Below are 21598 nucleotides of genomic sequence, written 5' to 3'. Positions count from 1 at the left end.
AATATCACCTTCGCTGAGTTTGATTATATTTAATTGATATTCCTGCTTACACCGTAAACAAGATTTTCTTCTGAGTTTAGAACAACTCTACACAATTTTCTGCCGGTGTTCAAGAAAATTCGCCACCCTGCCTGAGCTTTCTTTAAACGGAAAAAGAGCGGAACACCGCGCTCCGCTCTTCTTTTTTGCCCCCGAAGGAGAGCAAAAGTCGTTCGTTAAACTTATTTCAGCCCGAGTAATCGCTTTCGGCTTTCATAAATGCTTCAATGTTCTCGGGGGGAGTTCCCGGAGGCAAATCGCAGCCTGTGCTGAGGATAAAATTCGGCACATCCTTCATCTTATCGAGGAGCTCAGTTGCCGCCTGATACACCTCTTGCGCGTTAGACTCCTTCATCACCGAAACGGGGTTCAAATCGCCGATTATAACTACATCTTCCCCTGCCTTCTCCGCTGCAAGGTGCAAATCCACGCCGGTATCAGGCGAATCGAGGCTCAAGGCGGAAACGCCGGAATTGGTCATTTTCTCAATGAGGTGCATTGAATTTCCGCAGATGTGGTATATCGTTTCCACGCCCTTATCGCGGCAGAGGTTATTTATCCGTTCAACGTATTTGGCGCTGTAGGCCTCGAATTCATTCGGCCCGAAAATCACGCCCGTGGGCTCTAAGATGCATATCGCATCAGCCCCCGCATCGCAGAGAGCAGAGGCGTAGCTTTCAAGCACGCCGGCAGAGAATTCCGCAAGCGCCCTGAATTTATCGGGCTCTAAAACCGCATCCATCGCCACCTTCTCAGCACCGGAAAGCAGCCCTGCAAGGGTGATAGGGCCGGCCATATATGCGCAGCACATATTATCAAGCTTTTTGGAAATCAGCTCAACCGCCTTCAGATATCCGCTGATCCGGGAATCAGCAGTAATGTCTATCTTCCGCAGGGGCTCAATATCCTCAGCGCCCGCTATCGGATGCTCCTCAACAGTGGCCGATTCGTTTTTCGGAAAACGTACGGGAATGCCGAGGGCATTTGCCTCAGCGGATAAATCCATCATCATAAAAGATACATCAGGATTGAACCTGTCATAAATCGCCCTTATGCACTCGAAATGTGCGGCAGGGTTCTGCTGGGCTACCTTGATGCTGTAGCCGGTAAGATCGCAGCCGGGGAAACCGGCCAGCGGTGCTTTCACTCGCCTGCCCGCCTGATAGGCCTTTAAGGTTTCATCAAGAATCGTTTTTTGCTTTTCCATTGTGATTACGGTCATTTTTTTCTCCGTTTATTTTATTATGCTTCAATTATATAGTGTCAAAACGCATTGTCTTTCAGGATTAAGTTTAGTTTTATCACAATCCTGCTAAATTAACTTTCTAAAAAACCCCCGTAATTTAATGCCTTAGTGAAGGTGCAATTGCGTTTTGATGCGAAAAGGAACATCAAACTGAGAGTGTGCGACAATATTTTTTGGCAAAATGCAAATCATCATGCTGCAATGCTTTGCAGAATTTATTGCTATCTATATTACTGAGCCAGTCCGCCTGCGGCGGAAAACTCGCTAAGGATTTTTTGTCTGAAGCCTTTTGTCCACTTATTTCGTCCGCCGAAGGCGGACTACATGCGTGGCTCTGATTGTCGTTGGTATTCCGCAGCGATTTTACAAGGCGAACATTTAAACCGAGCCGCACGTGGAGGCCCGCCACAGGCGGGCCGGAACAAGCGGATAGATTCGTGGCTCGTGGCAAAATCATCAGTGAAAAATCAGAGAAGATTAGTGGCAGAAAAAAGCTTTGCCCAAAAAAATTGTCGCACACAACTGAGAACGTTTGTAAATTTTTTCTTAGAAAAACGCTCCGGCGTAGTATAATGAGTCTTGAGAAAACTAATATTCACTCAGCAGGAATCTGATATCATGAGAAACTGTATAATAGTTTTATTTCTGCTTTGCCCTTTAGCTTCTGGGATAGTGCTGCATCCCGGCAGCGAACCCCCTGCAAACTGGAGCGGCAGACCTCCCTCGGCGGTTCTGGGCAGGTGGAATACCAACGCCTCGTGCGTAGTAATTTCGCCCGGCTGCATAATCACGACCCGCCATCAGGGAGGCGCATACGGAAGCACAGCAGAAATCGATGGGGTAAGCTACAAAGCCGTAAGAATAGTTGAATATCCTGATTCAGAGGCAGATATCCGCATAGCAAAGCTAAGATATGCAAATTTTGCAGAGCAGGTAAGCATAAATTCCACAGTAAATGAAAGAGGCTCGGATGTTGTTTTGGGAGGATACGGCAAATACAGAGATGACGACCCAAACAATCAGATTGATTACGGCTATGAATGGACAGGAGACAACTCCCAGATCCATTGGGGCTCAAATGAATTTGGATGGCTGGACTATAAAAATGAAAACGGCGATATAGACCTGCTCAAGCTGGATTTTGACAGCCCAGGCGAGACAGATTACGAATGCAGTATAGCAGAATACGATTCGGGAGGCGGGATTTTCTACAACAACGGACAGGAATGGCTGCTCATGGGTGTGTTTTATTCTGTAGATACCAAATACGGAAACATGGCCTATTATCTAAACCCCGATACAAAACTGCCCGACCCTCAGACAATTTATGCTCACAGAGCGAGAGATTTCCAAAACTGGGCAGATCAGACAATCGCTGATTTATCCAACTGCGGCTCGAATCCCGCCGATATAGACGGAGACTGCCGCGTGAATGAAGCTGATATCAAAGAGCTTGCCAAAAACTGGCTGAAAACATCACCAACTGGAAATGCGGCCGAATCGGATGTAAACTCAGACGACGCTGTGAATATGCTCGATTTTGCAGAAATTTTCCAGAGCTGGCAGGATGATTACTACTAATCCCGCTTGAACATCTCAGCAATACACTGGGCATTTTCTTCCTGCGAACGACTGCCGCACTGCACCTCAACATCGGCAAATTTGCGGTACAGCGGCACGCGCTCTTCATAAAGCTCGCGGATAGACTGTCCTGAAGACATCACAACCCCCCTCTCAGCGGTACATTCGATTCTCCTCTCTATCTCCTCTGCCGGCACATCAAGAAACAATACAACCCCGCCTTCCTTCAGGCTGTTCATCGCCTCATCATCATAAACAGCGCTTCCGCCGGTTGCGATTACCGCATTAGATGCCTGAATGGTCTGGAGATGATGCTTTTCTATTTCGATAAACCTCTCGAGCCCTTCAGAGGCTATTATCTCACGAAGCGTTTTTCTCTCCAGAGACTGAATCAAAACATCTGTATCTATAAACCACATCGAGAGGTACTTTGCCAGCAGCACACCGATTGTGCTTTTCCCAGCCCCGGGCATACCGATAAGTATTATATTTTTTCCTTCTTTCACTGTTCCTGCCCTGCCTCTTCCAAAATTATATCATCAAGCCAAATCTGTGATTCGCCCTCTACATTAATGCTCAAAACCGCATCTTCGGTGCTGTAAACAGAGTAAAAGCTGGTCTCGAAGGTGTTCCATTCAGGCTTGAAGCTATCCAAAGAGAACCTGAGAAGCTCAATCTGCCCGTCTTTTACGTTTACAACAACCTTGTCAGGAGAAGAAAGCCCTAAATGAAATCTGCCTGCAAGATTTTTGAATTTACGCTTTGAAACCCGCACGAATGAGCCCTGCCGAATTCCCTCGGGCATAAAGATTTCATCCGAGACATCCTCCCACTGCTCAAGGCCGCAGCTTTTAGCAGCCCCGAATTTTGAAGCCATATACTTCTCATAAAATACGTACCAGCAGCCCCTTTTTTTCAAGACAGAAGGCCCCTCCGCCCAGAAGCCGTTATCGTGGATCGGTTCACTGAGAGGGGAATCCCAGTTTTCAATGTCATCAGAAACCATCATTCTTATATTTTTTTCTTCCGGCCAGCGGGATTCATTCTTTACGAACATTACGTATTTCCCGCTGCGGGTCTGCACGATTTTGGGTGTTATAACGTTTGTATCGTTATCAAACATCAGTTTTGCAGGTGAGTATGTTATGAAATCCTTAGTCGTAGTGTAGTAAATCCTGTGATTTCTCCCGTCCGGCGTGGTGTTTGCAGTTTTCGGGAAACTGCCTTTAAGGCTCGATGCCCAGTATATGTAGTACTGGCCGGAATTTTCGTCGTAGAAGATTTCGGGATTCCAGCAATTCTGCACATTTTTCTTATGGGCCATAACAGGCAGAGCCTTCTGCAGCGACCACTCATAGAGGTTATCTGAATGGGCAATTGCGATGCTGTCCTGATCCCAGCCAATTGTCCAAACCATATGGAAGCGGCCGTCCGGTCCTTTTATCAGGCTCGGATCCATAAACCGTTTTTCCTCGCCTACATCCGGCTGGAAGACAGGTTCTTTCGGATTGAGATTTTTCCAGTGCAGTCCGTCAAGGCTGTAAGCATATCTCGGGCCTTCATGCCCTTGCCAAAGGTAATAAACAAAAAGGAATATTTCCTTCGGCAGCTTAGCCATATCTACTGCTTTGTAGTCTAATTTCAGGCGGTAGTTTTTTTCTTTGTTTAGATTTAGGCTGGTTTGAGAAAGGCGCAGCTGAGCCTCGCTGTTGAGAAAAAGGCATTTCGAATCTTTTGCTCCCTCTCTCAAAACCTCAGCATTTCCGTTCCCTCCAAGGTTCCAGCCTGTTATGCTGCTCATTTCCTTCTCAAGAGAAGGATAGAAAAGGACATTACCTTCAATATCCTTAACTGCGAAATTTCTCACCTCTACAGAGGACTCAAAGCTCACAATCCCCACGGAATTATTAGCTATCAGAGGCCTTTCAATCGTAACAGAGCTGAATTTATTCCCGTTTACATAAGACTGATATTCATTGCCCCTGCAAACAACTTTCACTCTGTACCACTGCTGATTTGAAAAAACTCTGGTGTAACCTTGAGTTAAGTTCTGTATTTTATTGCCGTCTATAAACTGAAAAGCACCGTTTTCCCTGCTTGAAGCAGGGTTAAGGCAATACATTTTTTCAAGTCCATCTGCCCTGAATGCAATCATCGGGCCTTCTGGACCATCAAGTTTTTTTACTTCTGCTGTGATCTGGTAATTTTCAGGAAGATTAACAGGCCAAACTGCCCTTGCAAACCCGTTTGGTGAGGATTGAAAGATTGACCCGCCGGCAACAGACCACTTGCCCCCCTGCCAGACAAGGGAATCTTCAAAATGCCCGTTTCTCAATACCCCGCCAAGAACAGCTGAGGAAAACAAAACGGCTGTCAAGGCTAATCTTTGCATTAAATTCCTTCTTTCTTAATTGAAATTACAATCCTGCACCTTAACCTCTTTCAATTTGCTGCTGCAGCCTGAGGAGATAGCGGCTTGGAATAAGCGTCTGGTTCAATAGAGATTTTCTTGGAGATTTCCTTGGAGGATTCGAATTCATATATTTCGCCCATATAAGATAAAGTAAGACAGCAGCTCTGGATATTGATTTCTATCTGCTCTTCAAGGCCACGGGAATTGAGGATGCAGGCCATAGTTACAGCCTTTTCAATTCCATCCCCACGCATATAATTTGCCACCTCATCAGGATGAGCGAGCCTTGAGGAATCGTAGATAGAGCCGTCATCCATATTTTTGAGCCAGCTGTAAACAGCAGAGGGCGAACTCAGGTCAGCTGCCTTTTCAAGACATACAGGACATCTCTCTAAAGACGCCTTCAAAAACGGCTCCCACGTACATTTTTTCATATCACGATATGCATAAAATGCCAAATCAACCGTTTTGTTTGCTTCTCTCAGACCCTCGAGGTGTTCTATTACCTCTTCCCTTGCCATATCTGTTTTTAGGTTTATTTCTGGTTCAGGCTGGAAATTCTTCTCTTCTGTCGGCAAAGCCGGAACAACATTAAGAAAGTTCCACAAATCCTCAATAAAATCATTAGGACTGTCGAGATAATCTTCCAAATATTCACTGAGCCGAGAGACATCTTCAAAGCTGGAGAAATCTATATCAAGTTTTCGAACGAGTTTTATGAAGTCATTTACGCAGATTATCTCCTTTCCCCCTTTGCAGCAGCTGAAATCATCATCTGCAACCTCATCAAAGAGCTTGTCTATGGTATCTGCGGCGATTTTGAACTTGCTGCCGTGTTCATAACGGAAAAATGTGCGGGCATCTATGTATTTGTGCTTGCCGTGATGATGCCTGCAGAAGGCAAAATACTTCATATATTCATGTTTGCTGCGCAAAAAATTAGCAAAGATCGTTAAATCAAGGCCGGATTTGAGGAAGGATTTGAGCTTCGATACAAATTCTGCATAGCTTTCAGGGCTTATAGAGGCGTCTTCATACATAAAATGCACATAACCGCTGCTGTGAGACACTATGGTTACCTGCTCATTACGAAGCGCCCTCTGGGCTTTGTTTGTTATTTCAGTCCCATTAAACCACATTGATTTCGTGAGTATTCTGCGGTTGTTAGTGATAACTCCCTCATTTACATCTATATAATTCTGCGAATGAAGGGGTGTGAGGATCATATACATCTCCTCCAGCGGAATGCCGCATACAACAAAGCCGGCGGCTATATACAGAGCCGCAAGCGATACACACTCGCCCGCTCCAGTGGTATAGCTCTGCTTGTAGCGGAAGGCATCCATCGCCTCAATCGTTTCGGTTTTCCAGTATGGGATAATATCCCCCTCGTACTGATCGAGGCCGAAATGACGCCTTATATCCAGATCGAAATAGTATTCATCGCCGTGATAACCGAACAGAGCGTTGGATTCTGCTATCTTGTCAGGCGAGATAAAAGGACTGAAACGCTCCAGCTCCACATCCTTATTTGTGAGCCCCCATGTGTTGAGATCGAGATTGAACTCATATTCATCCATTATGAACTGACGCATACGCATCAGCTTGCGGTACGGACTTTTGCCCTCAAGTTTCTTGAATGTCTCGTTTTCTCGCCATTTCCAGAGGGCGGGGCTCATAATATTTGCAAGCACAAGGCTGTACATAAGCTCGGGAAATACGAATATCTCCATATCTGAAAGGCTGACCGCTGAGGAATACTTCTCTAATTCTTTAGGCTCCATTACTGCTCTCTCCTTTAGTTTCCAAATATTTTTTCCCCTTTTCTGTAAGTCTATACTTCTGAAGCCGGCTGTCTTAGTTTGCTAAACCTATTCCAGCACGGCTACCCCTGCCACCAGTCCGGGTCCATAATATGATGCTTTATATTCAAGGCGGCCACCACGCCGTCGGCAATGGCGGTAACCAGCTGCATAGCAGCCCCTGTGCGGCAGTCTCCTGCAACAAACACCCCGGGCATACTGGTTTTAAGAGTCATCGGGTCGCACTTAATAAATCCGTCGTCCTCAAGCTCCACAATTCTCTTCAGAAATTGCGTGTTTGGAACCATCCCAACGAATATGAAGACCCCGTCGCAGGCAAAATCCTCTTTTTCGCCGGTATTAACATTCTCAAGCACCGCATTTTCCACCTTATCTCCGCCTTCGATAGACTTCAGCACAGTGCTGTATTTGATTCTGATATTTGAATCGGGCTTTGAAGCGGCATCTTCTATCTGCTCTGCAAGAATTTTTTGAGCCCTGAACTGATCTCTTCGGTGAATAATAGTTACCTCGCTGCAGAATTTAGCAAGGTGCAGGGCCTCTTCCACAGCGGTATTACCGCCCCCCACAGCGAGCACCTTCTTGTCCTTGAAGAAAGGGGCATCGCAAGTACCGCAGTAGCTTACGCCCGCTCCAGCGTTTCTGAATTCCTCTTCGCCTGGAACGCCAAGTTTCCTGTAATTGCTGCCGGGAGTGAGGATTACAGTTCTTGCAAGGAATGATTCCTTCTTGCACTCCACATTAAGAAGGCCGTCTTCGGTTCTAACTATATTCTTAACCGCCCTGCCCATCTTCATTTCAGGTTCAAAGCTCATTGCCTGCTCGTAAAGCCGGCTTACCAGCTCCTGACCGCCAATTTCCTTAAACCCCGGATAATTTTCTATTTTATCTGTATTGTTAATCTGCCCGCCCGGGAAGAATTTCTCAATAACAAGAGTAGAATATCTGTCTCTGGCGGCGTAAATAGCTGCTGCAAGCCCAGCAGGGCCTGCTCCAATGATTATGCAATCGTAGATCTTAGTTTGCTGCATCGATTCTCCACCTGTCTTTCAAAAATTGATTTATTACAGTTTCCTGTTCGGGAAACGTTTTTATAACCTTATGCAAATTTACCTTTTTGGTATTATTATTATCACTGTCGCTGAAGTTGATTATATTCTGATTTTTATCAAAGAAAACATTGATTACAAAATCGGGCTTATGGGTATATCTGAGCTTTGCAGACAAAAGGCCTTCATCGGTTCTCACCCTCTCAAAAATCACAGGCACAATCTGCCCCTGCGGCATAAGGGTATCTACCACGCATTTATCCAAATCAGTTTCAAAGATAAAGAATTTCACGAGGTACATTTGAAAAATTTCAGGCCAGAATATCTGAGTAATGCTTCTTCTGTTCACTGCAAGCGTTTTAAGGTCTATTATTTCAACGTTCGGGCCTCTGTTTTCCATTATTATTTCTCGAACCTTGCCCTTCTCTGTAATCCTTTTCCTCTTCCATGAAAAGCGTCTGGTTCGTTCATCAAAAACGATGTCATTATAATTAAAGACCTTGCTGAAGCCAAAATCTGTTACAGTAAGCTCCTTCTTTTCGCCTCTGTGTGCTGTAACTTTCACCCTGTTTATCATAAAGCCCTTATACACATTTGGCGATTCCATAAGAAAAGAATTTGTGTTTTTATTGGGCGTATAGGAAAACTGGGCTTTGAGCCTTACCCTGTCTAAAAGCTCAATGCCATGGCTTATAAACGGGTTTGGCGAATAGCTTGCCTGCTTTATTAGAAGTTCAAATAGTTCGCTGCACTTCTGTTTGTCTGCTGCCTGAACCTCCAATTCAGCGAAACGCTCTGAGCCAAGCTTTATTAGGCCGTATTTGGAATAATGGCTTCCATCATCCGCATTTGGAGCGCATAAGGCCCAGTGCGTTCCAAACCCGCGGGAGATGATAATCCCCCTCCGCAAAACTGAACTCCCGCTCTGCTGGGCGTATTTGTTCTGCATTGCCGTGGGAAGGTATTTCAGAGGGCTTATGTAGTATCGCCACTGCACCGAGGCAGAACGAACTTCCGAGGCATCTGTTTGAACAGCACCTGAGAAAAAATAGTTGGACTCGTAGTCGAATTCCCATTGCTCTGTCTTAGTCTTCCAGAGCTTGCCCTCAGGCAGTCGAACTTTGAAGCCGGTTGCAGGTATTTGAAACGTATCGGAGAGCGTTGTTTGAACCTTATGCCGAGACATCGCCCAGGCAGATAAAAGGGCTGTCAAAAGAATTATAAAAAGGGCAATTTCATGCCGTGGTGTTGTTGGTTTATTTTTCTTCTTGTCCTGCATTTAGCTTAGCTTTTTCTCTTTCATGCATAGAACCGGAAAAGAGCTCGTATTTGAGCAGTCTGCATTCAACATCTGCATTATAAAATACTATCCTGCGCGAAGTTCTCAAGCCAATTTTTTTGGCAAGTTCAAGATTGCCGGTAAATATGCAGCCAGTACAGCCCGGACAAGATTGTTTAAGATAATCACCAATTCTTTTATATACAGATTCTAATTTGCTTTTTTCGCCCATTCTCATGCCATATTCTGGATTCATAAGAATAATTGCACCATCAGATTCCGGTGTTTTTTTAGCAAAATCGCATACACTGAAATCTATTAGCTGATCTGCACCTGCGGTTTTGGCATTTTTTTCTGCGGCTTTAACGGCTTCAGGGTCTATATCGCTCGCCTTTATATTTGGCTTGTTCTTCTTCTCTGCATTTTTTCGTTCTTCTTTTCTCATTTGCTGCCAAAGCTCGCTGTCAAATTTATTGAAATGCATAAAAGAGTAGTTGCTTCTAAGCAGCCCTGGGGCTCTGCCCTGAGCGATTAAGGCAGCTTCTATTGCGAATGTGCCGCTGCCGCACATTGGTAGAATCAATTCTTGGGAACCGTCGTATCCGGAAGCATAAAGCACTGCGGCAGCAAGAGATTCCTGCACAGGGGCCTTATATGGTATTTTTCTGTAGCCTCTGTCGGAGAGTTTTCTTCCTGTGGTGTTGAGATAAACATAGCATTTCCCGTTGTACCAGTAAATATTCACCACCACACCGCCCTTTTCGGGGCCTGAATCAGGTCTTCTGCCGGTTTTTGTTTTAATTCGGTCAACTATTGCATCCTTTGCAAGCTGGTTGACGAACATCGTATTGTTTACTACCTTATCATCCGCCCTGCTGTTTACAGAAAGATACTCCTCTGGAGGTATAATCCTTTCCCACCATATCTTCCGTACTTCCTTGTAGAATTTGCTCTCATCATCGCATTCAAATTCACTCAAGAGCATCATAACGCAGTATGCGCAGCGAAGCTTGAGGTTCAGCAGCATAGCGTCTTCAATATTGCCTTCTATCTCAACCCCGCTTTTCCTCTCTTCAAGGACTTTATAGCCGAGCTGCTCCAGCTCCAGCTTAACCCAAGGAGAAAGCTCTCTGGCAAAGGTAATCATTATTCTGTGTTTGTTTTTTAAGTTCATTACATAATTGTATCAGAAAACGTCAAGTTTGCAAACTGTTCCACGTGAAACTAAACTAACAACTTCTAAAGTAAGTGTTTCACGTGGAACAGTTTGCCTCTTCATTCACCCTGAAAATTTTATGTTTCACGTGAAACGTTTCTTGATTAAATAATTACACATATTACAATGCAATAAAAACAAAAACAGGGAGCATAATTTATGGCTAAAACGACAAAATCAACAAAAACCAAAAAAACGTCTGCTGCAAAGAAAAAGACAGCAGCAAAGAAGAAATCTTCAAAACATCTCGGAAGGGGGCTTCAGTCTCTTATGACGCCTGCCCAGCAGCAGGCCGCAAAACAGGAAGCCAGCGAAAACGGGGAGTTCAGAGAACTGAAACTTGGTGAAATATCTCCAAACCCTTATCAGCCCAGAACAGAATGGGATGAACAGGAGCTTACAAAACTTGTGGACTCCATCAAGGCGAACGGGATTGTACAGCCTATTGTTGTAAAAAAGGTGAGCAGAGGATACCAGCTGATTGCAGGGGAGAGGCGTTGGAGAGCAGCTAAACTCGCAGGAAACAAAACTATCCCTTCAATAATAAAAGAAGCCAGCGATGAGCAGATGCTCGAAATGGCTCTCATTGAAAATATTCACCGCTCCGACCTTAACCCAATTGAAAGGGCAAACGCCTACAAAGAGTACACCGATAACTTTGGACTTTCACAAACTCAGGTTGCTGAAAGGCTCGGTGAAAACAGATCTGTGGTAGCTAACCATATAAGGCTTCTTGAACTGCCGCAGGAAGTTAAAGAAATGCTCGTGAATAATGCCTTATCTATGGGGCAGGCCAGAGCACTCCTTGCACTGCCGGATGAAAACTTGCAGAAAAAACTCGCTTACAGAGCGATGACAGGGCGGCTAACGGTTAGAGAAGTAGAAAGATTAGTTAAAAAGCAAATTGATTCACTAGAAAACCCTGAGCAATCAAGCGAAAATATAGAGGATGCCAAATCTGCTCATATAGCGGATCTTGAATCAAGAATAAGGGAATCTTTAGGTACAAAGGTTAAAATTAAAACCAATAAAACCGGTAAAAAGGGCAGCATCACGATAGATTTCTATTCGTTAGAGGAATTCGATAGATTGACGAATATTTTTGGCGTAAACTTAAAAGATCAGTAGAAAGCCTTTTATGACCGGCGGACAGGATTTCCGAGAAAGACTCAAAAGAACAGAGCTGCTTCTCGGCAAAGAAAACATTGAAAAGCTGGCTTCCAGCTTCGTTGTTGTATGCGGGACAGGGGCGGTTGGGAGTTTCGCCGCTGAGGCACTCGCAAGGGCGGGCACAGGCAAAATCCGCCTTATAGATTCAGACAAAATCTCCAAGAGCAATATAAACCGCCAGGTTTTCGCTCTCACAAGCACAGAAGGGCGGTACAAAACTGAAGCCGGCAAGCAGCGTATTATCGATATTAACCCGCACTGCACCGTTGAAACGCTCAATGTATTCATCCATACCGACACGCTCGAGAAATGCCTCGATGGCAGCCCAGATTTTGTAATCGATTCGATAGACCCTCTCAACCCCAAACTCGAACTCATTACAGAGCTGAGCAAACGGGAGATACCATTCATTTCGAGCATGGGAGCAGCAAGAAAGACAGATCCATCCAAGATTCGCATTTCCGCAATGCGTGAGGTTCGATACTGCCCGCTTGCGGCTAATCTCCGCAAACGTCTCCGCAAAAGGGGGGTTAGCCTCAGTTTCCCGGCGGTTTATTCAAGCCAGCAGCTCAAAAAGCAAAGCGCTCTTGCGCCGGCAGATTCTGAGAATCCAGTTAAACGCGGCCATATTCAGGGTAGAAAACGTAATCTTATGGGCTCGCTGCCCACTATCACTGGCATTTTCGGCCTGCTCGCAGCCGATTACGCCATAAAAAAGCTTACTACTTAAATTGCTCTTCTAATTCAAAAAGCGGACATACCAAATCTTTTCATGAAGTGGATATAATTTTTCGCCCGGAGTAATAATTAATATCTTCTCTGCAGAAATGTACGAATGAAATTCTGCCTCCAAATGAAGCTGTTTTCATCGTTTTCAGCAAGAAACGGCCTTGGAAATCCTCCCCGATTCCACAGGGGAATAATGTTTTCTTTGCCGGTTTCGGTAATATCAAATCCTGTCAGATCAACAAATTCAATTCTTCCGGCAAGCGTTTCGCTTCCCCCTTTAATAATATCAGGCGAAGCGCTGCCCAACACCATACAGCTGCATTTATTATCTGGAGAGTCAACTATATATCTAAGCTTTGAAAAAAGCTCGGGCATAATCTGTATTTCATCAATAACTACAAGACCTGAAAGCATCTTAAAGAGAAACTCAGGATTTTGCAGCTTGTTATGGTCAGCGGGGCGTTCAAGGTCAAAGAAATTATTATCGCCTGCAATCTGTCTTGCAAGCGTAGTTTTTCCGGATTGTTTATTAAGCTCTGGTTTACTAAAATTAGTGCTGATGGATTGTTGGCTGTGATGAGCAGGCGAAATTAACTGCCTGTTGGGTGTTGTCTCTTATTATATATATTTTAAAATAGTTATAGAAGTATTAGGAGCTGTTTGATTGTTAAGAGATTATTTAAAGATTGTGTAAGAATATTTAACACAGTTACTTGCGAGGGTAAAGTTTTCTACAATTTTTGTGGATAAGTTGTTAATAAGCTTGGCGCTTTCAATTCAGTTTTAAACACAGCTTTTCCGCAGCCGTTTTGGAAAACTTGAAGACTGTTGGCAGATGAAAATCCCTCCACATGTATTTAACAGCTTTTCCACTCTCTGCAAAACATACATTTAACAGGTTTTCCGGAAGTTTGCTGACAGTTTATCAGCACAAAATTCAAAAATTTTGCGGGTTCAATGTTGATTTATACCCACCCTCTCCTTCGTCTCCTGAGAATCATCAGTGAAAATCAGCGTGAATTAGCGATTGGACAAGGTGGACTCGGTCAGCGGAACTATATGAGTAAAAAAACTTTTGCCTTTGCCTTAAACCTAAAAAATACCGTCAAAATATCCCCTCAGTGCATTTGTATGATTAACTTTATGTTATTTGATGCTATAATAAGCTTAAGTTCTTGTATGATTAACTTAGCGGCTGAAAAAAATATCTCCCCCCTGTGAGCCTGCGCTCCGAAGGTTTTTATCGTCCAAAGAGTTTACAAATCAGTGGAAAAAATGTTAAAATTGGCGTTTCATATCCTTCCCGACAAGCTATAATGAGCTTTTGAAGTTTTTATTGAAAGGTTCTAAAATGAAAAAGGCTTTTACCTTAATCGAACTTTTGGTTGTGATATCCATCATTGCCCTTCTTATGGCAGTGCTTATGCCGGCTTTGAGCAAGGCAAGGGAACAGGCAAAGAATGTTGTCTGCAAGAGCAATATGCACGGTGCTGTTATAGGGCTGAACGCATATCATGCCGACAACTACGACTATCCCAAACACCCCTGTGCGCATGTACGTCCGAATGCCCTCGCGAGAAACAAAACTTATAACCCACAAGACCCTGAGAACAGCGATACTTACACATACAAATATCTGAAGGGCTATATTGATGAGGTGGGCGTTTTTAACTGCCCGCTTTCGGGATTTGATGCTAAAGATATTGCCATGAGTCCAAAAGGTGAGCCGCTTACTTATCAGGAGGCTTACCAGAACAAAAATGACTGGTTCCATAAATCAAACAACAAAATTCTGAACTGCTCCTACGCGCTTTACTGGAACTACAAGCCCTACAAGAATAACCCGGGCAGCTTTGAAGGCCCTGGTAAGAAATCCCAGTACAACCTGCTTATCAGCGACTACTTCGCATACTACAATCAGCTCAGGCCGACCCAGAGCTGGGTTAGCACTCATAAAATCGACGGCGGCTCGCTTACCCGCTTAGATGGTATGCCCTATTATGGCCTAAAAGATGACAGCCCCGCGCAGTGGGTTACGACCGATTCAGAAGGGTTTACAGTGCTCAAAGATAATTCACCCTTTGATGACCTCAAACTCAACTGCGGCTACACCGACGGGAGCGTGAAGTCTATCAAGGGCAGCGATACCATGAGGCAGAGGGCATACGCCGGCGCTGATTCGTGGTGTGAACATTTTATGCCTGCTAAGAGGCACTGGTAAGATTATGCCCAGTCTTTGATTATTCAAGCAGCTCAGCGAAATTTGATTCAGCCGCGTGTCGTATTTCTTTAAATATTGTCGCACACTTTTCGGCCGGTGAGGTGTAAAACAGATTAGACATTCACAAGCCAAAGCGTTACAATAGTATAATAAAGCTCAACCAATCTCAGCGGGGGAGAATATGATAAAAAGACGGGACTTCATCAAAGCCTCAGCAGCAGCGGGCATTTCCTTAAATTTCAGCAGTTATGCTTCGTTTGGCGATTCAGATAATTCCTCACTTCTGCTTGAAGCAGTCCATTTTGAGAAAACCAACGGATGGGAAATTGACACTCAATTCCATAATACCCTTGGGTTCAGTTATTTGCTTGCGCACGGGCTGGGCAGGCCTGTGAAAAATGCTCAAACAAAAGCCCGCTTTGAGAAAGCCGGTTTGTATAATGTCTGGGTGCATACAAAAGACTGGTGCCCGGGAGATTGGGATGCCCCGGGCAGATTTAAGCTTAAGGTTGGCGGGGAATACCTAAACGAGACTTTCGGAATTAAACCCGGATGGAAATGGCATTACGGCGGGAAGGTTGAAGTAAATCAAAGCGAGGTTCAGATAGAGCTGGAAGATCTTACCGGCTTTGAAGGGCGGTGTTCGGCGGTGTATTTCACTCAGGATGATAGAGAAGCGCCCCCTAATGATAAACAGAAACTGGTTAGCTGGAGATTAGCAAAGAATCCTGAATCTTCTAAAGTTCCAGAAAAGATGAATTTCGATGTTGTTATCACCGGCGGCGGGATCAGCGGATGCGCTGCGGCCTTGGCAGCTGAATCTCAGGGCCTGAAGGTTGCGTTAATTCACAACAGGCCTGCCTTGGGAGGGAATGCAAGCGCGGAAATAAGAGTTCACACCTTAGGCATTCTCGGAGGAGCTGAAGATATACTCAAAAAAATCAACACCGAGCATTATCCCAATGGCTCAGACAAGGCGTTTTACGACGAACAAAAACGAACGAAAAATATGAATGAAGCTGATGGGATCTCCCAGTTTCTTATGCATACGGTGATATCAGCAGATGCAGCAGTGGGGCAAATAAAATCAATTCAAACATATGAGCATTTGACAGGCAGGAGAACTGTTTTCAAGGCAGCCAATTTTATAGACTGTACCGGCGATGGATGGCTCGGCCGGCTTGCTGGTGCGGATTTCACTTACGGCCGCGAGCCTGAATCTAAATACAACGAAGGCTGGGAGAAGCACGGAGATTTATGGTGTCCTGAGAAAGCAGATAATCGAGTGATGGGTGCAAGCGTTTTATGGAATACTGAAATCGGGGAAGAAAATGCACGTTTTCCTGAAGTTCCGTGGGCAAAGCCTGTTGCCAAGGATCATACCTCTGCTGCCGGCGAGTGGTATTGGGAATATTCACATAACAGTCTCAACCAAATCGATGACGCCGAACAGATTCGGGACCATTTCTTCCGGGCGATATACGGCACATATTCAAATACAATCAAGCAGGATAAGCACAAGAAAAGAAGGCTTACATGGGTTGGCTACAATGCGGGCAAACGAGAATCTATCCGTTTGACGGGAGATTATGTGTACACCGGAGAAGACGCCGCAGAATCGGTTGAATTTGAAGATGCTGTTGTTGTTGAAAAACGCTCGATCGATATTCACTACCAGCGGTCTTTGAAAGGCAGCCCATACGACTTTTTATCCGAAGCAATTTTCAGAAAGGCAAAGAACAAATTTTACTATATCCCTTTCCGCAGCCTTTATTCCCATAACGTAAAAAATCTTATGATGGCCGGGAGGTGTTTCAGCTGTTCTCACGTTGGCCTCGGCGGGCCGCGCGTTATGAACACTTGCGGACAGATGGGGGCTGCCGTGGGTTTTGCTGCTGCTTTATCCAGAAAATACAATAAGACTGCAAGGAAAGTCGGCAGGGAGCATATCGGCGAACTTCTGAAACTTTGCAGAATCTGATTATCAAGGGTTAAGCTGCAAGATTTCGATTAGGCAATAATATGCACAAACTTGTTTAAGGGGCAGTAAACATAAGCGTTCGAGCTTCTCTGTTTAACGAACCAGATTCGCAGATTATATTGGTATGTTATCCATAAATTCCCCAGCTTATGAGCTTCGGCGGCGGATGAAGAGCCCGCCGAGGCCGAGCAGAGCCATCGTCGCAGGTTCAGGGGTGATTGTCAAAGTGATATTCTCGCCTTGGGCGAAATCTGAGTCGTTCATTTGGTAAGTGCCCAGATTGAGCCCCAGATCGGAAATTGTTTTGTTTTGAAAAGTCATCCCCCCGCTTACCGAGACAATGTTATTCTCGTCGATATCCTTCACGTCAAAAAAGATAGCTTGATCTGACGTGCCAGAATCTATTGTTACTCCAAAACTGTCGCCGTAAAAACTGTCTGGGACAGATTGTACATCAGAGCCGAAAGAGGGCAGCGGAGAATCAATACCCCAGATAGACCCCATCTCCGTTTCCGCAGAGGTAGTTGAGACGCCAATAACCGGTTCCTGAGGCCATAGTAAAGCCTCCTCGCCGCCAGAGTACATACTTTCTACTGAGCCAGAGTTGAAAAAGCCGCTTAAATCGAGGCTGCCGCTGTAAGTTGCTTTCACATTGCTGCCGTCAGGTGAAATATTCATTTCTATACCGGCTGAATAAGCATAATTAACTGCCGCTAACAAAACAGCCGAAACCAAAGCAATTCTTTTCATTTCAATACACCTTCAAATTTAAGTTTAGCATATTAAGATAACACTATAACCTGAAAAAACAGCAGGTCAAGTGTTTTTAGGGCGAAGCATTTTTGGTGTGCGACAATTTTTTTGGGGCAATGAGAAGGCAATAGGCATAATTTTTTTTCGCAGAATTTTCACGCTGCACAGGCGGGCGCTCGCGCAGGTTCGCCTCTACTCGCCAACGAAACCCGCAGACAAAAAATCCTTAGCGAGTTTTCCGCCGCAGGGGGACTGGCTCAGTAATATAGATAACAATAAATTCTACAAAGCATTGCAGCATGATGATTTGCATTTTACCAAAAAATATTGTCGCACACTCGAATCCTGAAGGCTAAAAAGTTTTTTTTGTAAAACCTAAGTTTCAGGTTTATTATATTAAGACAGTTTTCGCAATTTGAAATTACAGGAAAGGTTTTTTATATGCAGCGTTCAGGAAGAGCTTTATCAGTTATGTTTGTGCTTTTAGTTTCGATTTCGGCAGTTATGGCCTCAGGGAGCTATCCATATCAGCCGGTGGATTTTACAAAAGTTCATTTCAATGATTCATTCTGGAAGCCTCGGCTCGAAACGAACAAAAACGTTACCATCCCCTACGCATTCGAGAAATGCGAACAGACCGGCCGGATAGATAACTTCAAGGCGGCTGCTGGAGTGATCGATGAGGAATTTCAGGGCAGGCAGGGCTTCAACGATTCAGACGTTTTCAAGATTATGGAAGGCGCTGCATACTGCCTTATGGTAGAGGAAGATCCCGAGCTTGAGGAGTATTTGGAGAATCTTATTGGATGGGTTGCCGGAGCTCAGCACGATAACGGCTATCTGTACACAGCTTGGACATTAAAAGCAAGAGACAGAGAAGCGAAAACCGGAAACTGCTGCTACGTAAATAAGCCTTGGGATAATCTCAAAAGCTCACACGAACTCTACAATGCGGGGCATATGTACGAGGCGGCGGTTGCTCATTATATAGCTACCGGACGCAGAACTTTCCTCGATGTTGCGATAAAAAATGCCGATTTGGTTTGCGATGTGTTCTTAGACGGCGGGCATAAGGGCTTCCCCGGCCATCAGGAGATTGAAATGGGGCTTGGAAGGCTCTACCGCGTTACTGGAAATGAGAGTTATCTCAAGATGGCTCAGGAATTCCTCGAAAGAAGGGGTGATCAAAGCAACCCGGGCTCGCATTCGGAGTATCGCCAAGCTCATAAACCCGTTACCCAGCAGAAGGAGGCGGTGGGGCATGCCGTGCGCGCAAATTATATGTACAGCGGGATGGCCGATATTGCGGCAATGGCAGGGAGCGAAGAATACATCGGGGCTATCGATACCATCTGGAATAATATAGTAGGTAAAAAGTATTACATTACCGGCGGCGTTGGTGCAAGGCACGGCGGCGAGGCCTACGGCGATAACTACGAACTGCCTAACGAAAGCGCATACTGCGAAACCTGCGCTCAAGTGGCGTTTGTGATGCTCAATCACAGGATGTTCCTCCTTAACGGGGATTCCAAGTATATAGACGTATTGGAGAGAACGCTCTACAACAGCACAGTAAGCGGCGTTTCGCTGGACGGCGATGAATTCTTCTATCCCAATCCGCTGGAATCGCATGGCAGCTACTCCCGCTCGCCGTGGTTCGGCTGCGCATGCTGCCCGACAAACATAACACGCTTTATGGCATCAGTCCCCGGGTACGTCTATGCAGTGCGTAATGGTGATTTGTACGTAAATCTGTTTGGCAGGAGCGAAGCGAATATCTCTCTTAATTCAGGCGATGTGGAGCTCGTGCAGAAAACAGACTACCCTTGGAACGGCGATGTGGAGATTGAAGTTTCCCCAGCGAAGGAGAAGGAATTCAGGCTTATGGTTCGCATCCCTGGCTGGTGCAGAAATGAGCCCGCTCCCGGCGGTCTATACAGCTATATAGACAATATCAAGCCAAACTGGAATATATCAGTAAACGGCAGGGTAATTGAGCCGGAAATGAAGAAGGGCTATGCAGTTATAAAACGCAAATGGCAGAAAGGAGACAGCGTGGGGCTGTTTATGGATATGCCCGTTCGATACGTTGACTGCATAGATAAGGTGGAGGCGAATATCGGCAAGGCGGCCGTGGAACGCGGCCCGATTGTTTACTGCGCTGAAGAGCCTGATAACGGCGAAGGCAAGGTGCAGAATTTTTATCTGCCCAGAACCAACGCTGCAGGCAAGGTGCTTGAGATTAAAAGCGGTATGCTTGCGGGTAATAAGAAGATTGTTCTGCCTGCACGCAAATACAAGAGTCCTGAAGTAAGGCAGGTGGTGCTAACGCCGTACAACGTTTGGAACAACCGCAACCCGAGAACGAGTATGGTTGTATGGTTCGCCCAAACAAAGCAGGGAGCAAGGCAGGCTGCAATGGGTGAGGATGCGTTCATAAGCGATATGGGCATTATTGAAGCGAGCTACACATACCGCGGCGATGATGCGGAAGCTGTGAGCGACGGTAAGATCCCAGAGTCTTCCAGCGACAGAAGCATCCCCCGCTGGACGAGCTGGCCGCGAAAGGGGAAAACCCAGACAATCACCTACAATTTCGATGAACCTCAAAAAATTTCCTCTGTTGGGCTTTATTTCTACAACGACGGCGGGGGAGTGCAGCTCCCTGCAAGCTGGCATATCGAGCGAAAAATCAGCGGAAGCTGGGAGAAGATGGAGCCGTATCTCACCGATTCCTACAGTGTGATTGAGGATTCATTCAACACCGTGCACCCCGCAGAGGTGAAGCCCTGCGAGGCGATGAGGATTGTGGTAACCCCGAAAAAGACCTCCTCAGCAGGCATTCTCGAGGCGAAAATTGAGACCGAATAAATTCGCTTAAATGCAGAAGAGCCGTTAGAGGGTATTTGCAAATTAAATCAAATTGGAATATCATCGTTTAGTAGTAAAATTTCTGCGGTTAGAATTAAGGGAGAATTTATGAGATTGTGGTTTGCAGCATTATTTGCAGCAGTGTCTTTATGCTATGCATCAGAAGGTGTTTCTGAGGCAAAACTGAAAAACGTTTTCAAAGATGATTTTCACATCGGTGCTGCGGTTAACAGAAGCCAGATTTACGGGCGAGACCCAAAAGCAGGCGTTCTTCTTGCCGAGCAGTTCAGCTCCATTACGCCTGAGAATGTTATGAAATGGAGCAGCATACATCCAAAGCCTGATGAATACAACTTTGAGCCGGCAGATAAATACGCCTCCATCGGCGAGGAAAATTCGATGTTCGTTGCAGGCCATACGCTTATCTGGCATAATCAGACGCCGGATTGGGTGTTCGAAAATGCAGATGGAAGCGAGGTTAGCCGCAAAGAGCTGCTCAAAAGGATGAGGGAGCATATATTCAAGGTTGCAGGCAGGTATAAGGGCAGAGTACACGGCTGGGATGTTGTGAACGAGGCGATTGAGGATGTCGGCTCGCTCAGAAATACCAAATGGCGTGAGATTATAGGCGATGATTATATCGCCAAGGCCTTCGAATACGCCCATCAGGCAGCTCCGGATGCAGAACTCTACTACAACGACTATAATATGTATCGAAGTGAAAAGAGGAAGGCCGCCGCAGAGCTTGCAGAGAAGCTGCAAAGCAGGGGCCTGCGGATAGACGGCATCGGCATACAGGGGCACTGGGGGCTCAGCCATCCATCTGCTGCTGAAATTCAAAAAAGCATTGATGCATTTTCAAGCCTTGGGCTGAAGGTGATGATTACAGAGCTGGATTTAACGGTGCTTCCGAGCGCATGGGAGCACAGAGGCGCAGATATAAGCCAAAATTATGAGCTTAGAAAAGAGATTAACCCCTTCCCGGACGGTTTGCCGGCAAATATGCAGAGCAAGCTTTCAAATCGCTATCAGCAGCTGTTCGCCCTGTTCACCCGGAATTCGGGGAAGATCAGCCGAGTAACTTTCTGGGGAGTGCACGACGGCTGCTCCTGGCGAAACAACTGGCCAGTTAGCGGCAGAACGGATTACCCGCTTCTGTTCAACAGGAACTGTGAGCCGAAGCCGGCATTTAATGCGGTTGTCAAGGCCGGCAGAAAGTAAACCTCT

The 21598-nt window shown here is 45.5% G+C and carries 16 protein-coding genes; 7 read left to right on the top strand and 9 right to left on the bottom strand.

Going from position 1 to position 21598, the window contains the following annotated elements:
* Positions 1 to 226: 226 nt before the first annotated feature.
* Positions 227 to 1261: a uroporphyrinogen decarboxylase family protein gene (locus STSP1_RS07280; RefSeq protein WP_085755723.1), complete on the bottom strand. Its 1035-nt coding sequence runs from the start codon at positions 1259 to 1261 to the stop codon at positions 227 to 229.
* A 642-nt stretch (positions 1262 to 1903) separates the two neighbouring features.
* Here STSP1_RS07280 and STSP1_RS07275 point away from each other — a divergent pair.
* Positions 1904 to 2866 (top strand): dockerin type I domain-containing protein, encoded by a 963-nt coding sequence (locus STSP1_RS07275; RefSeq protein WP_085755722.1) that lies wholly within the window; start codon positions 1904 to 1906, stop codon positions 2864 to 2866.
* Here STSP1_RS07275 and STSP1_RS07270 read toward each other — a convergent pair.
* The 6 genes from STSP1_RS07270 to STSP1_RS07245 all read right to left on the bottom strand — a co-directional run bounded on the left by STSP1_RS07270 (position 2863) and on the right by STSP1_RS07245 (position 10604).
* Positions 2863 to 3372, bottom strand: coding sequence for a shikimate kinase (locus tag STSP1_RS07270; RefSeq protein WP_226997468.1), 510 nt, complete (start codon positions 3370 to 3372; stop codon positions 2863 to 2865). The genes STSP1_RS07275 and STSP1_RS07270 overlap by 4 nt on opposite strands.
* Positions 3369 to 5258 carry a glycoside hydrolase family 43 protein gene (locus STSP1_RS07265; protein ID WP_085755721.1) on the bottom strand — a complete coding sequence of 630 codons (1890 nt, stop codon included), beginning with the start codon at positions 5256 to 5258 and terminating at the stop codon, positions 3369 to 3371. Before STSP1_RS07265 ends, STSP1_RS07270 begins: the two co-directional genes overlap by 4 nt.
* 50 nt (positions 5259 to 5308) lie before the next feature.
* On the bottom strand, positions 5309 to 7063 hold the full coding sequence (locus STSP1_RS07260) for a hypothetical protein (RefSeq protein WP_085755720.1): 1755 nt from the start codon (positions 7061 to 7063) through the stop codon (positions 5309 to 5311).
* 101 nt (positions 7064 to 7164) lie between these two features.
* Positions 7165 to 8133, bottom strand: a complete 969-nt coding sequence (gene trxB, locus STSP1_RS07255; protein ID WP_085755719.1) for a thioredoxin-disulfide reductase — start codon at positions 8131 to 8133, stop codon at positions 7165 to 7167.
* On the bottom strand, positions 8120 to 9337 hold the full coding sequence (locus STSP1_RS07250; protein ID WP_123807013.1) for a hypothetical protein: 1218 nt from the start codon (positions 9335 to 9337) through the stop codon (positions 8120 to 8122). Before STSP1_RS07250 ends, trxB begins: the two co-directional genes overlap by 14 nt.
* Positions 9338 to 9407: 70 nt before the next feature.
* A complete protein-coding gene (locus STSP1_RS07245) occupies positions 9408 to 10604 on the bottom strand; it encodes a THUMP domain-containing class I SAM-dependent RNA methyltransferase (RefSeq protein ID WP_085755717.1) in 1197 nt (398 codons plus the stop codon).
* A gap of 201 nt (positions 10605 to 10805) precedes the next feature.
* On the opposite strand from STSP1_RS07245, the gene STSP1_RS07240 reads away from it, so the two are divergent.
* Positions 10806 to 11774, top strand: coding sequence for a ParB/RepB/Spo0J family partition protein (locus tag STSP1_RS07240; protein ID WP_085755716.1), 969 nt, complete (start codon positions 10806 to 10808; stop codon positions 11772 to 11774).
* 10 nt (positions 11775 to 11784) lie between these two features.
* On the top strand, positions 11785 to 12546 hold the full coding sequence (locus STSP1_RS07235; protein WP_085755715.1) for a tRNA threonylcarbamoyladenosine dehydratase: 762 nt from the start codon (positions 11785 to 11787) through the stop codon (positions 12544 to 12546).
* 77 nt (positions 12547 to 12623) lie between these two features.
* Here the strand turns inward: STSP1_RS07235 and STSP1_RS07230 are convergent, their stop codons facing one another.
* Positions 12624 to 13106, bottom strand: coding sequence for an AAA family ATPase (locus STSP1_RS07230; protein WP_226997528.1), 483 nt, complete (start codon positions 13104 to 13106; stop codon positions 12624 to 12626).
* A gap of 790 nt (positions 13107 to 13896) precedes the next feature.
* On the opposite strand from STSP1_RS07230, the gene STSP1_RS07220 reads away from it, so the two are divergent.
* Complete coding sequence (locus STSP1_RS07220; RefSeq protein ID WP_085755712.1) at positions 13897 to 14766, top strand: type II secretion system protein; 870 nt, start codon at positions 13897 to 13899, stop codon at positions 14764 to 14766.
* A 181-nt stretch (positions 14767 to 14947) separates the two neighbouring features.
* Positions 14948 to 16747 carry an FAD-dependent oxidoreductase gene (locus STSP1_RS07215; protein ID WP_085755711.1) on the top strand — a complete coding sequence of 600 codons (1800 nt, stop codon included), beginning with the start codon at positions 14948 to 14950 and terminating at the stop codon, positions 16745 to 16747.
* A 147-nt stretch (positions 16748 to 16894) separates the two neighbouring features.
* Here STSP1_RS07215 and STSP1_RS07210 read toward each other — a convergent pair whose 3' ends face one another.
* Positions 16895 to 17497, bottom strand: a complete 603-nt coding sequence (locus STSP1_RS07210; protein WP_085755710.1) for a PEP-CTERM sorting domain-containing protein — start codon at positions 17495 to 17497, stop codon at positions 16895 to 16897.
* Positions 17498 to 17941: 444 nt separating this feature from the next.
* Between STSP1_RS07210 and STSP1_RS07200 the strand changes: the two genes are divergently transcribed.
* Together STSP1_RS07200 and STSP1_RS07195 are read left to right on the top strand one after the other, a co-directional pair.
* On the top strand, positions 17942 to 20371 hold the full coding sequence (locus STSP1_RS07200; RefSeq protein ID WP_085755708.1) for a glycoside hydrolase family 127 protein: 2430 nt from the start codon (positions 17942 to 17944) through the stop codon (positions 20369 to 20371).
* Positions 20372 to 20479: 108 nt separating this feature from the next.
* A complete protein-coding gene (locus STSP1_RS07195) occupies positions 20480 to 21592 on the top strand; it encodes an endo-1,4-beta-xylanase (protein ID WP_085755707.1) in 1113 nt (370 codons plus the stop codon).
* Positions 21593 to 21598 lie beyond the last annotated feature (6 nt).

Source organism: Sedimentisphaera salicampi (genome assembly GCF_002117005.1).
Lineage (GTDB): Bacteria > Planctomycetota > Phycisphaerae > Sedimentisphaerales > Sedimentisphaeraceae > Sedimentisphaera > Sedimentisphaera salicampi.
This window is presented reverse-complemented; position numbering and strand designations above follow the sequence as displayed.

Bases quoted from the DNA above. Each gene is read 5' to 3' on its own strand.
- STSP1_RS07280 (WP_085755723.1), bottom strand. From the start codon at position 1,261: ATGACCGTAATCACAATGGAAAAGCAAAAAACGATTCTTGATGAAACC.
- STSP1_RS07275 (WP_085755722.1), top strand. From the start codon at position 1,904: ATGAGAAACTGTATAATAGTTTTATTTCTGCTTTGCCCTTTAGCTTCT.
- STSP1_RS07265 (WP_085755721.1), bottom strand. From the start codon at position 5,258: ATGCAAAGATTAGCCTTGACAGCCGTTTTGTTTTCCTCAGCTGTTCTT.
- STSP1_RS07260 (WP_085755720.1), bottom strand. From the start codon at position 7,063: ATGGAGCCTAAAGAATTAGAGAAGTATTCCTCAGCGGTCAGCCTTTCA.
- trxB (WP_085755719.1), bottom strand. From the start codon at position 8,133: ATGCAGCAAACTAAGATCTACGATTGCATAATCATTGGAGCAGGCCCT.
- STSP1_RS07250 (WP_123807013.1), bottom strand. From the start codon at position 9,337: ATGTCTCGGCATAAGGTTCAAACAACGCTCTCCGATACGTTTCAAATA.
- STSP1_RS07245 (WP_085755717.1), bottom strand. From the start codon at position 10,604: ATGAACTTAAAAAACAAACACAGAATAATGATTACCTTTGCCAGAGAG.
- STSP1_RS07240 (WP_085755716.1), top strand. From the start codon at position 10,806: ATGGCTAAAACGACAAAATCAACAAAAACCAAAAAAACGTCTGCTGCA.
- STSP1_RS07235 (WP_085755715.1), top strand. From the start codon at position 11,785: ATGACCGGCGGACAGGATTTCCGAGAAAGACTCAAAAGAACAGAGCTG.
- STSP1_RS07220 (WP_085755712.1), top strand. From the start codon at position 13,897: ATGAAAAAGGCTTTTACCTTAATCGAACTTTTGGTTGTGATATCCATC.
- STSP1_RS07215 (WP_085755711.1), top strand. From the start codon at position 14,948: ATGATAAAAAGACGGGACTTCATCAAAGCCTCAGCAGCAGCGGGCATT.
- STSP1_RS07210 (WP_085755710.1), bottom strand. From the start codon at position 17,497: ATGAAAAGAATTGCTTTGGTTTCGGCTGTTTTGTTAGCGGCAGTTAAT.
- STSP1_RS07200 (WP_085755708.1), top strand. From the start codon at position 17,942: ATGCAGCGTTCAGGAAGAGCTTTATCAGTTATGTTTGTGCTTTTAGTT.
- STSP1_RS07195 (WP_085755707.1), top strand. From the start codon at position 20,480: ATGAGATTGTGGTTTGCAGCATTATTTGCAGCAGTGTCTTTATGCTAT.